We start from the raw sequence: 12,109 nt of genomic DNA, 5'->3' as shown, positions 1-12,109 counted from the left end.
AGCGTCTGACTGTGCGCAGAACTGTGATGTGCAGGGATTCCCAAAGATGCAATGACTGCGGGTACAATCCCCGGCTTTCTCTCTAAACCAAGGGTTGCCAATGTCAGGGCTGGTGATGGTGCTGCGCACATGAAGGTCGTGGTTTTGGCAGGGCCTGAATCCAGTGGCAAAAGCTGGCTCGCGGCGCAGTTGCAGGCTCATTTTGGTGGCGTGTTGGTGGGCGAATATGTGCGCTACTTCATTGAACAGAACCCGCGTGATACTTGCCTGACCGACATTCCGACCATCGCCCGCGGGCAACTCGACTGGGAGGATCAGGCCCGCGCCAGGCAGCCTGAATTGTTGATTCTGGATACTCACTTGTTGAGCAACATACTCTGGAGCCAAACGTTGTTTGGCGACTGCCCGGACTGGCTGGAGCCGCAGTTGCTCAGCCTTCACTACGACCTGCATTTGCTGCTGTCACCCGACGACGTCGAATGGACCCAAGACGGTCAGCGCTGCCAACCGCTGCTGGCCGAACGCCAAGCTTTTTTCAACGCCAGCCGGCAATGGCTCGAACAGCACCAACAACCACTGCAAATTCTGACCGGTGATTGGAAAACTCGACAGCAACAGGCCTTCGCTGCCGTACGGCGTTTACTTACGTAAACCCGCTGAAACACTCACCGGCCCTAAACGTCTTATAAAACTTGGGTTTAAAGCTTTTAAACAAAACTGTAACGAGACTGATACATCTACGCCCTGCGAATCCAGGCGTTAATCCTTAATCCGACTCATATCTGAAACACTTCGCTAAATTGCCTCTGAAAGGGATGTTGTAACTTGCTGTTTTAAAAGCATTGCTGACTAACGGCACAGGTATTGCTCCGTACTGCTTAACGTTTAAATCAACACGAACACACAGCACATTGGCCTGTTGAATAAAGTTCGGAGTCTGCAATGAAATCTGCCGATGCTCTCAAGCCTTTGGTTTATGCCCTCGCCGCATTGATGGCCGCCGCCGCACAAGCGCCGCGCCCTACCGAATGTGATGTTTGCGCAACAACCGATAAAAAGTAGGCCGGGACACACCGAGCACTTTGGCCGCAACGCTCAGGTTATTAGAGTGACGATGCAACACATCGCACAATGCCTGCCGTTCAGCGCGGTGTTTGTAGTCTTCAAGGGTCTCCATGGCTTGCTGAGTCGTAGTGTGAGACTCCAGGCCCAGGTCAGCCGCTTCGATTTGTCGGCCTTCAGCCAGTACCAGGCCACGACGAACCCGGTTGGCAAGTTCGCGAACATTGCCCGGCCAGGCATGATTGCCCATCGCGATCAGGGCGCCCTCACTGAACGAGCGTGGGCGGCGGCCAGTTTCCTGGCTGTAAAAGCGCGCAAAGTGATTGGCCAGCAGGCTCAGGTCGCCATGCAATTCACGCAACGGGATGGTTGATACCTGTAACACGTTGAGGCGGTAGTACAGGTCTTCGCGAAAACGGCCTGATTGAATCGCGGCTTCAAGATCGATATGGGTGGCCGCCAAAACCCGCACATTCACGGCGATCGGTTCACCGCCACCGACCCGTTCAATGTGTTTTTCCTGCAGAAACCGCAAGAGGCTGGCTTGCAACTCCAGCGGCAGGTCGCCGATTTCATCGAGGAACAGCGTGCCACCGTTGGCCGCCTCGATACGCCCGATCTTGCGTTGGTGAGCGCCGGTAAATGCGCCCTTTTCGTGACCAAACAGCTCGGATTGAATCAGATTCTCGGGAATTGACCCGCAATTGATCGCCACAAACGGCTTGTCGTGACGCAGGGACTGATGATGCAACGTTCGCGCAACCAGCTCTTTGCCAGTACCGCTTTCACCCCGGATCAAGATCGGCGATTCGGTGGGGGCGAATTTGCCGAGCAGTTTGCGCAATTCACGCAAGCTGCGGCTATCACCCAGCAGTTCATGCCCCTCGGTCTCGACAAGGTTGACCACATGATCACGCAACCGAGCCATGCCGAAAGCACGACCGAGCGTCACCTCAACCCGTGGCACATCAAAAGGCAAGGTATGGAAATCAAAGAACCACTCGCAGACAAAGTCCCCGACATTTTTGAGTTTCAACACCTCGGGGCTGACGACAGCGATCCATTGAGTGCCACTGCGGTTGATCATTTTTTTCAGTGGGTCGGGCCGCTCCAGGTGCTCAGGCAGCAAACGAAACAAGCCTACGTCACACGGTCGGTCGATCACGGACTCCAGGCTGCAACTGTCTACCGACCAGCCGATACTTTGAAGCCCAGGTAATAACTGGTGACAATCTTCGAAAGGGTCTACTACTAACAGACGCCGAGGTGATGACATTTCAAGCATGGCTAATCCCTCGCGCCATTGGGTAAAAAGAGTTGTAGAAACAAAGTGTTGATATGGGTGAGCGTAACGTTAGCAACTGGATTGGCGGTGACTTGTACCGTTTCTTTATAACGGTAATAGCCAATTAAACTTTGCCAATCCAAGGTGACATCACGCCATTGCAACAACCCTTTAAGCGGATGCAGACAGCCTTTCAGAGTTGATCTAAATCAATGAGGAAAAAAAAAATTAAAAAAGTGACACGCGTGTGTGACCCGAAGCAGGTCTCAGGACATCAGTACAAGTAACCAACCGAACGGTACGCCCAGCCGACGGTTAATCATTTGATGGGCACACATGAGAGAAGACCCTATGAACGCCCCGCTCCGTTTCAACGAAGCACTTTTGATTGCCGGCCACGCCTTTGAACCTTTCCAGTGCGTTGCCTGGGCAGCGCCCGATGGCCAAGGCGAATTGAGCCTCACAGTGATTGACCGCACCAACACCCGTATCGGGCGCAAACAAATCTCGTTGAGCGCGTTGTCTGACGCCACTCAGTTGAAAAACCTGCTGGCCCAGGCCCGTAACGAACTGAGCGACGAGGGCTACGCGCTACAACCTTGGGTAATGCCGGCTTAACAGCCGCCCTACCTGTAGGAGCGAGCTTGCCTCGCGATCTTTTGATCTTTTAAAAGATCGCGAGGCAGTTACCGTTATTCGGTGTCGATATGGCAGTAGTCGATCTGTAAATCCGCGGCCATTTGCTCAGCACGCCCCAGACGAATCGGACCTCGCTCGATATCAATCAACAGGCCCGGACAATCCAGTTTCGGTAACGCCTGCCCTTCTTTTAAACGCCCGTCGGTGACCAACAAAAAACGCTGCTGCTCTTGGGGCAACTGCTTGCGACGCACGCCTAACCAGCGCGAAACCTCCTGCAACGCTTCCCGCAACGGCGTGCCGCCACCCGCACCCAGACTCTGCAACCAGTTATCCAGCGCTTTTGATGCCTTGGCGCCGCTGACGTGCCAGTGCGCAGCGTTACCACTGGCCGTCATCACGGCAACTCGGGCACGTTGGCGGTAGGCGTCTTCAAACAGTTGCGCCAACAAACCTTTGGCATCGCTAAGTGCCTGATGCCGACGGGTTGAGGCCGATGCATCAATCACCACCAGCCACAGTTGCTGGGCAGCACTTTGACGGTTTTTAAAAGCCAGGTCGTCGCGACTCTGCGGACGACCTCGAAGCAGTGTTTGCAGCCAATCAATAGCGCCGCTGTCAGCACGGCGACTGGCGCCCTGGCGCCCCTGCTCAAGGGTGCCCGACTGAGGTTTGGCATCCACCCCCGCCGTTGTACGAGGGCGAATGCCTAAGGCTTTTTTGGCCAGCTCGGCACTTCACGTCGAGCGCCCATGGCTTGCGGCTGTGCAGGCAACTCACCCCACTGGCCCTGGCCTGAACGGCTGGAGCTCCCCGCCGACTGATCCTGGGGTTGAGGCTGCTCGGGGGTTGGCGCCTGAGGCGGCTGTTCGCGGCGACGATGACGCAAGGCGAACTCGGCCACGGCATCAATGTCTTCGAGGCTGATTGCATTCGCCCCCCGCCATGCGGCATGAGCCCTCGCGGCACGCAGCCAGACCAGGTCAGCCCGCATGCCATCCACGCCGGCCGCGAAACAACGTTCAGTAATGATCGCCAGCGAGTCATCGTCCAGCGCAATGCCCTGCAAACTGTTGCGGGCCTGCTGGCAGCGCTGGCGCAACGTGTCTTGTGCCTGTTCCCAGTGCGCGCAAAAACCCTGCGGGTCGCTGTCAAAGGCCAGCCGGCGACGGATGATTTCACTGCGTTCAGCCGGCTGCGGCTGGCCGTTCATGGCCACGTTCAGGCCAAAACGGTCGAGCAATTGCGGGCGTAGTTCACCTTCTTCGGGGTTCATGGTGCCGATCAGCACAAAGCGCGCCGGGTGACGATGGGAAATGCCGTCACGCTCCACCACATTGATGCCGCTGGCCGCGACGTCCAGCAGCACGTCTACTAAGTGATCGGCCAGCAGATTGACTTCATCGACATACAGCACGCCGCCATCAGCCTTGGCCAACACGCCGGGTGAAAACTGCGCCTTGCCCTGGCCCAGCGCAGCGTCCAGATCAAGGGTGCCCACCAGCCGCTCTTCTGTGGCACCTAGCGGTAAGGTGACAAATGGCCCGCTGGCCAACACATCCGCCAGGCCACGGGCCAAAGTCGATTTGGCCATGCCACGCGGGCCTTCGATCAACACACCGCCGATTTTGGGGTCAATCGCCGTCAGGCACAGCGCCAGTTTCAATGAATCCGCGCCAACCACCGCCGACAGCGGGAAATGCGGGGTGTCCGTCATGGGTTGAGCCCTTTCAAAAGTCAGTCTTCTTCAATGTCCAGCAACAGGTTTTCCAGCGCCTCGCGGTAGTCGCCCGGTTCGCTCCAGAGCCCGCGCTGCTGGGCTTCCAGCAGGCGTTCGGTCATGTCGCGCAAGGCATGCGGGTTGTGTTGCTGGATGAAATCACGCGTGTTCGGGTCGAGCAAATAGGCATCGGCGAGCAACGCGTACTGGTGGTCGTCGATCAATTGGGTGGTCGCGTCAAACGCGAACAGGTTGTCGAGCGTCGCTGCCATCTCGAACGCACCTTTGTAGCCGTGACGCTTTACCCCTTCGATCCACTTCGGGTTGGCGGCACGGGAACGAATCACCCGATTCAACTCTTCCTTGAGGGTGCGTACTTTCGGCAAGTCCGGCTGGCTGTGATCGCCATGGTAACTGGCCGCAGTTGTACCGCTCAGGCTCTCGACGGCCGCCAGCATACCGCCCTGGAACTGGTAATAGTCGTTGGAATCGAGCAAGTCATGCTCACGGTTGTCCTGGTTCTGCACCACCGCCTGCACCTGGCTCAAGCGCTGGGCGAACTGCCCGCGGGCGGCCGTGCCTTCATCGGCGCCACCGTAGGCGTAGCCGCCCCAATTGAGGTAAACCTCTGCCAGATCTTCGCGGCTTTGCCACAGGCGCCCGTCAATCGCGTTTTGCACACCAGCGCCATAGGCACCCGATTTGGCGCCGAAAATACGCCAGCCCGCCTGCCGCGCTGCAAGTTCCGGGGCCAGGCCGTCCCGCTCAAGCTGTTCGCGTTCGCTGCGCACTTTGGCGGCCAGCGGGTTAAGGTCATCCGGTTCATCCAGCGCAGCCACCGCCTGAACCGCCGCGTCAAACAGACGGATCAGGTTGGCAAAAGCGTCCCTGAAGAACCCCGAGACCCGCAGGGTCACGTCTACCCGAGGTCGGTCGAGCAAGCTGGCCGGCAAAATCTCGAAGTCATCGACGCGCTGGCTGCCCGTGGCCCAGACCGGGCGCACGCCCATCAGCGCCATGGCCTGGGCGATGTCATCGCCGCCTGTGCGCATGGTAGCCGTGCCCCACACCGACAACCCCAGTTGGCGCAAGTGATCGCCATGGTCTTGCAGGTGGCGTTCAAGAATCAGGTTGGCGGACTGAAAGCCAATCCGCCACGCAGTGGTCGTCGGTAGATTACGCACATCGACCGAAAAGAAGTTGCGCCCGGTGGGCAGTACATCCAGACGCCCGCGACTCGGGGCGCCACTGGGCCCGGCAGGCACGAAACGCCCGCTCAGGGCATCCAGCAAACCTTGCATCTCCGCCGGGCCACACGCGTCCAGGCGCGGCGCGACCACGTCCAGCAAAGCATCAAAAATCGAGCGCACTTCAGCCCATTGCGCGTTGCCCGGCAACTGCAAGCCGCCGTCTAATGCTTGCTCGATTAACTGTGCAGCGTACAACTCAAGACGCTCACGGGTGTCGCCTGCGGTGCGCCACAGCGCCTCGCTGACGGCTTGCAACTGCGGCGGCTGACGCTGGGTCCAGGGTTCGGCCAGCGCACAGTCCAGCGGGTCGAAACCCAGTTCAAAGGCTTTGGCCAATGCCCGCAACAGGCTTGATTGGGCGCCACGGCCATCGCCACGGGGGATGCGCAGCAACGCCAGCAAGGTGTCGATACGCAGTCGCCCGGCCGGGGATTCGCCGAAAATATGCAGCCCGTCGCGGATTTGCGACTCTTTGAGGTCGCACAAATAGGTGTCCAGACGCGGCAACCAAATAGCCGCATCGGCGTCGCTGTCGAGGTTGTCGTCCAGTTGCAGCTCGCGATCAATGTGGGTGTCGCGTACCAGCTTGAGAATATCGCCCTGCAATTCGCGGGCGCGGCGCGGGTCGAGCAACTGCGCCTCGTAATATTCATCGGCCAGCAGTTCCAGATCACGCAGCGGGCCATAGGTTTCGGCGCGGGTCAGCGGCGGCATCAGGTGGTCGATGATCACCGCCTGGGTGCGCCGCTTGGCCTGTGCGCCCTCGCCCGGGTCGTTGACAATAAACGGGTAAACATTGGGCAGCGGGCCGAGTATCGCATCCGGCCAGCAGTGTTCAGACAGGCCGACGCCTTTGCCCGGCAACCACTCCAGATTGCCGTGTTTGCCCACGTGCACCACGGCATGGGCGCCATAGGTGTGGCGCAACCAGAAGTAAAACGCCAGATACCCGTGCGGCGGCACCAGATCCGGGTCGTGATACACCGCACTGGCGTCCACCTGATAACCACGGGCAGGCTGAATACCGACAAAGGTCAAACCAAAACGCAGCCCGGCAATCATCATGCGGCCACTGCGAAACATCGGATCGCTGTGCGGTGTGCCCCAGCGCTCGTTCACGGCCTGGCGATTGGCTTCGGGCAACTGATTGAACATTGCCCAGTATTCATCCAGGCCCAGACTCTGATGGCAAGGCCGCAGGTCAAGGCTGTCCAGATCGTTGCTGACCCCGCCCAATAGCGCTTGAATCAACGCTGTGCCCGACGCTGGCAAGTCGTCTTGCAGCAGATAACCCTGAGCCTGCAACGCGCGCAAAATATTCAACGCCGCCGCCGGAGTATCAAGCCCCACGCCATTACCAATGCGCCCGTCTCGGGTCGGGTAGTTGGCGAGAATCAGGGCAATGCGTTTTTGCGCGTTGGGTACGCGGGCCAGTTCAACCCAGCGGCGTGCCAGCTCAGCAACAAAGTCCATACGCTCGGGCTGCGCGCGGTAGCACACCACGTCTGACTGGCTGCGCTCACTGCGCCAGGCCAGGTCCTTGAAGCTGATGGGGCGGCTGATAATTCGCCCATCCAGCTCGGGCAAGGCAATGTGCATCGCCAAGTCCCGCGGGCCCAGGCCTTGCTCGCTGTCGCGCCAGCCGGGTTCATTGTCTTGAGCGCAAATCGCCTGAATCACCGGGATATTGCGCCGGAACGGTCGCAGATGCGGCGCTTCCGGGCTGGATTGGGCAAAACCGGTGGTATTCAAAATGACCCCGGCGTCGACCTCATCGAGCAGGTCTTGTACCACCGCCAAGCAGCCCGGTTCTTTAAGGCTGGCCACCGCCATTGGCAATGGATTAAGCCCGGCCGCCTGTAAGCGCTGGCAAAACACATCGACAAATGCGGTATTGGCCGCCTGCAAGTGCGAGCGATAGAACAATAACGCCGCTACCGGCTGCCCGGCCTGCCAATCGGCTTGCCAGTGGGCAAGTTCGGCGCTGCCGTGCTGCGGGTGGTAGATGGCCGTTCGCGGCAAGGTCTGTGGCTCGCCCCACGGATAATCGCGCCCCAGCCACAGGCTGGCCAGGCAACGATAGAGTTGCAGCGCGTTTGCCCGCCCACCCTGGCGTAAAAAGTGCCACAGGCGTTCGGCGAGCTCGGCGGGTACGGTGCTCAACGCGCTGAGCTCCGGGTCGGGACGGTCATCGCCCGGCACCAGAATCAAAGTCACGCCGCGTTCGGCCAACTGCATCAACCGCTCGATGCCATAGCGCCAGTAACCAATCCCGCCGTGCAATGACAGCAGAATCACTTTGGCGTGTTGCAGCACCTGATCGACATACAAATCGACCGAGCCGTGGTTTTGCACCTGCATCGGGTTAGCCAGACGCAGGCTTGGATAATCTTCAGGCAACTGCTGCGCGGCGTCCGCGAGCAGTGCCAGGCTTGAATCACCGCTGCACAGGATCACCAGCTCGGCGGGGGTCTGGCCTAGGTCGGCAATGTTGTCGTCCGATACAAAGCCACCGGGCTGGGTCCTGAGCAAATGCATGGTTTAAGCGCCCAACGCTGTACGCAGTGCGGACTCAAGCAAGGCTGCGTCCAGGTCCTGACCGATCAGCACCAGTTTGGTGGTGCGTGCTTCGTCACTGCCCCAGGCGCGGTCGAAGTGCTTGTCAAAACGCGTGCCCACGCCCTGGATCAGCAAACGCATCGGTTTGCCAGGAATGGCAGCAAAGCCCTTAACCCGCAGGATGTCGTGTTTGACGACCAGCTCGGTGAGCGCATCCAGCAGCAGGCGCTCTTCTGCTTGCGGCAGCTCGATGGAGATCGAGTCAAAGGCGTCGTGGTCGTGATCGTCGTGGTCATCATCGCCATCGTGGTGATGGTCGTGATGGCTGTGGCGGCTGTCGATATGGTCTTCAGAACCAGCGCCCAGGCCCAGCAGCACGTCCAGCGGCAGGCGACCGCTGCTGGCTTCGATGATTTTTACCGCCGGTGGCAGTTCTTCAGCGACTTCTGCACGTACTTTGGCCAGGTCTTCGGGGTTGATCAAGTCGGTTTTGTTGAGGATCACCAGGTCTGCGCTGGCCAGTTGGTCAGCAAACAGTTCGTGCAATGGCGATTCGTGGTCCAGGTTGGGGTCGAGTTTGCGCTGGGCGTCGACCTGGTCCGGGAAGGCGGCGAAGGTGCCACGGGCAACGGCCGGGCTGTCAACCACGGTGATGACCGCGTCAACGGTGCAGGCGCTGCGGATTTCTGGCCACTGGAAGGCTTGAACCAACGGTTTTGGCAGGGCCAGGCCCGAAGTTTCGATGAGGATGTGGTCGATGTCGCCGCGACGGGCAACCAGTTCGCGCATGACCGGGAAGAACTCTTCCTGCACGGTGCAGCACAGGCAGCCGTTGGCCAACTCGTACACGCGGCCGTTGGCTTCTTCTTCGGTGCAACCGATGGAGCATTGCTTGAGGATTTCACCGTCGATGCCCAACTCGCCGAATTCGTTGACGATCACGGCAATGCGACGACCTTGAGCGTTGTCCAGCATATGGCGCAGCAAGGTGGTTTTGCCCGAGCCAAGAAAGCCGGTAACGATAGTGACGGGGGTTTTGGCCAGTGTTTTCATCGGATGCCCTTTGGCAAAGCGGCGGGCATACGGGACGAGAACCGCCCGGTGTGTGCGGTTACTCTTCGCCACCGGATCACCCCGCCCGGTTGAAGTAAGAATCTGGTACGAGGCAGGTCTCCTGGCTCACGGCTGGAAGTCCGCCAGCGGCTGACCTCTGCCCTGCGCCTTCCCGCTGAATCAGCAGTGGCCTGGCAGGGTTATTGACCGTTTACAGTTGCGGGGGCAGCCGCGGCATACCGCGTTCCCGTCTTAGCTTCGCGTTGCGAAGAACCTCGAAGGTGCAAGGCTACGCAGTGCTTTGTAACAGGTCAATGTTGAGCGACTTATCCACTCCCACAATCGAGTTGGTCATACGTACCTGACTGCGCGACAATTGCCGCCTTTTTTCAGCCGACCCCGGTTCCAAGGATTTGCTCATGTCGTTGCCCCGCCCTACCCAGGTTCTGATCATTGGCTACGTGTGGCCCGAGCCACGCTCATCGGCGGCGGGCGGACACATGATGCAAATCATCGAGAGCTTCTTGCAGGAAGGCTGGCACATCACCTTCAGCAGCCCCGCCGGGATTGGCGAACACAAGGCTGATCTGGCGGCCCTGGGCATTGCTGAGGTTGCTATCGAGCTGAATAACAGCAGCTTTGATGCCTTTATCAGTGAACTGGCCCCGGATATCGTGCTGTTTGACCGTTTCATGATGGAGGAACAGTTCGGCTGGCGTGTCGAAAAACACTGTCCGAATGCTCTGCGGGTGCTTGAAACCTCAGACCTGCAAAGCCTGCGTGATGCTCGCCATCTGCAACTCAAGGCTCACTTAAAGGATCATCCCGAGCAGGATGACTTCAGCCGCCTGTTTGCGCCCTCGCCCGTGCAGACCTTCGAACACATGGCCGATGCCGATCTGGCGCAGCGAGAAATAGCCGCCATCTATCGCAGCGACCTGAACCTGATGATCTCCGAATACGAGATTGATCTGCTGGTCGAGCAATTCCACGTGCCCGCCGCCTTGTTGCACTGGTGCCCGTTGATGGTTGACAAGGTGCCGACCGAGTTCGTGCCGTTTGAGCAACGCCAGCACTTCTTGAGCATTGGCAACTTTCGCCATGCGCCCAACTGGGACGCAGTGCTATGGATGAAAACTCAGGTCTGGCCGCTGATTCGCCAACAGTTGCCCGATGCCCAGTTGCATATCTACGGTGCCTACACGCCGCCCAAAGCCACGGCCTTGCATAACCCAAAGCAAGGTTTCCACGTGTTGAACTGGGCTGAGGACGCGCTGGCGGTGATGAGCAGCGCCCGCATCTGCCTCGCGCCGCTGCGCTTTGGCGCCGGAATCAAAGGCAAAATTGCCGACGCCATGCTGTGCGGTACGCCCAACGTGACGACCCCGATCGGCGCCGAAGGCATGCACGGTGACATGCCGTGGGCCGGGGCCATTGAACAAAGCGCCAGTGCCATTGCTGCCGCCGCGGTTGAGCTGTATCAAAACCCGCAGGCCTGGCAAAACGCCCAGCAAAACGGCCAGACATTGCTCCAGGCGCGCTATCTGCAAAGCGACCATGGCCCGGCGCTGGTGCAACGGATCAACGCGTGCCGCGCCGACCTTGAGCAGCATCGGCGCAACAACTTCACCGGCGCCATGCTGCGTCATCACCAGCATAAAAGTACGCAATACATGTCGCAGTGGATCGAGGCGAAAAACAGCGCCAGGCCACTCACCTCATAAGTCGGGTGCAAGGCGCCGACGCAGCAAGTAAGTGTCCATGATCCAGCCTTTGCGCTGCCTCGCGGCTTCACGGGTGTGTTTGATCTGCTCGCACACGTCGGCGAGCTTGCCGGCAATCAGGATTTCATCGGCGGTGCCCAGGTAGGCGCCCCAATAGATGTCGAGGTTTTCCTGGGTAAACGCCTGAAACGCGCAGTGGGCATCGAGCATCACCACCACGTTGTCCAGGTCTGCGGCGGTCAGTCGTCGCCCGGTGGTGATACGAATCGGCTGGCCAATACCGTTCAAGGGCACGCGATGGCGCGCCGCCAATGCCTGCACACTGCTGATGCCGGGGATCACTTCGTAATCAAAGCCGGTACAGCCATTCGCCCGCACCCGCTCAAGAATACGCAGCGTACTGTCATACAAACCCGGCTCGCCCCATAACAGAAATGCCCCCGACTCGCCCTCGGCCAGTTCATCTTCAATCAGGCGCTGGAACACTTCGGCGCGCTGCTCATGCCAGTCTTCCACGCCCTGGGTGTAGGAAGGCGTCGAGCTATCACGCTGCGGATCACTGACCTGCACCACGCGGTAGGCGGGTTCGCGGATATAACGTTCGCAGATTTCCAGGCGCAGGCGCACCAGATCTTCAGTGGTCTGGCCTTTATCCAGCACAAAAAATACCGATGCGCGGTTGAGGGCGTTAATCGCCTGGACGGTGATGTGCTCCGGGTCACCCGCGCCGATGCCGATCAGTAACAGTGTTTTCATTGAACGAGGCCCTTTGCGTACAGATCGTCGCCTCAATTGCGACGGAGTAATAACCGTAGCT

Annotated in this window: 9 protein-coding genes and 1 riboswitch; of the genes, 3 read left to right on the top strand and 6 right to left on the bottom strand. The window is 59.3% G+C overall.

What is annotated here, in order from left to right; all coding sequences use genetic code 11:
• The first annotated feature begins 129 nt into the window (after positions 1-129).
• Positions 130-651, top strand: a complete 522-nt coding sequence (locus GHO25_RS02635; RefSeq protein ID WP_153389826.1) for an AAA family ATPase — start codon at positions 130-132, stop codon at positions 649-651.
• A gap of 370 nt (positions 652-1,021) precedes the next feature.
• Here GHO25_RS02635 and GHO25_RS02630 read toward each other — a convergent pair whose 3' ends face one another.
• Positions 1,022-2,347, bottom strand: a complete 1,326-nt coding sequence (locus GHO25_RS02630; RefSeq protein ID WP_153328919.1) for a sigma-54 dependent transcriptional regulator — start codon at positions 2,345-2,347, stop codon at positions 1,022-1,024.
• 351 nt (positions 2,348-2,698) lie between these two features.
• Here GHO25_RS02630 and GHO25_RS02625 point away from each other — a divergent pair, with 351 nt between their 5' ends.
• Entirely contained in the window at positions 2,699-2,965 is a 267-nt protein-coding gene (locus tag GHO25_RS02625) for a hypothetical protein (RefSeq protein ID WP_048371701.1), read from the top strand.
• Positions 2,966-3,039: 74 nt separating this feature from the next.
• Here GHO25_RS02625 and GHO25_RS02620 read toward each other — a convergent pair whose 3' ends face one another.
• The 4 genes from GHO25_RS02620 to cobW all read right to left on the bottom strand — a co-directional run bounded on the left by GHO25_RS02620 (position 3,040) and on the right by cobW (position 9,568).
• Positions 3,040-3,585, bottom strand: a complete 546-nt coding sequence (locus tag GHO25_RS02620) for a VWA domain-containing protein (protein ID WP_048371919.1) — start codon at positions 3,583-3,585, stop codon at positions 3,040-3,042.
• Positions 3,586-3,695: 110 nt separating this feature from the next.
• On the bottom strand, positions 3,696-4,703 hold the full coding sequence (locus GHO25_RS02615; RefSeq protein WP_153331615.1) for an ATP-binding protein: 1,008 nt from the start codon (positions 4,701-4,703) through the stop codon (positions 3,696-3,698).
• Between the two features lie 20 nt (positions 4,704-4,723).
• Positions 4,724-8,494 (bottom strand): cobaltochelatase subunit CobN, encoded by a 3,771-nt coding sequence (gene cobN, locus GHO25_RS02610; protein WP_153389825.1) that lies wholly within the window; start codon positions 8,492-8,494, stop codon positions 4,724-4,726.
• A gap of 3 nt (positions 8,495-8,497) precedes the next feature.
• Positions 8,498-9,568, bottom strand: coding sequence for a cobalamin biosynthesis protein CobW (gene cobW / locus GHO25_RS02605; protein WP_153389824.1), 1,071 nt, complete (start codon positions 9,566-9,568; stop codon positions 8,498-8,500).
• 93 nt (positions 9,569-9,661) lie between these two features.
• A riboswitch (cobalamin riboswitch) is annotated at positions 9,662-9,861 on the bottom strand.
• A gap of 126 nt (positions 9,862-9,987) precedes the next feature.
• Here cobW and GHO25_RS02600 point away from each other — a divergent pair.
• Positions 9,988-11,292, top strand: coding sequence for a glycosyltransferase (locus GHO25_RS02600; RefSeq protein ID WP_153389823.1), 1,305 nt, complete (start codon positions 9,988-9,990; stop codon positions 11,290-11,292).
• On the opposite strand, the gene cobF is transcribed toward GHO25_RS02600, so the two are convergent.
• Positions 11,287-12,048 carry a precorrin-6A synthase (deacetylating) gene (cobF, locus tag GHO25_RS02595; RefSeq protein ID WP_153389822.1) on the bottom strand — a complete coding sequence of 254 codons (762 nt, stop codon included), beginning with the start codon at positions 12,046-12,048 and terminating at the stop codon, positions 11,287-11,289. The two genes, GHO25_RS02600 and cobF, sit on opposite strands and share 6 nt — an antisense overlap.
• Between the last annotated feature and the right edge of the window lie 61 nt (positions 12,049-12,109).

This window comes from Pseudomonas sp. FSL R10-1350 (assembly GCF_009600525.1).
Lineage (GTDB): Bacteria > Pseudomonadota > Gammaproteobacteria > Pseudomonadales > Pseudomonadaceae > Aquipseudomonas > Aquipseudomonas helleri.
This window is presented reverse-complemented; position numbering and strand designations above follow the sequence as displayed.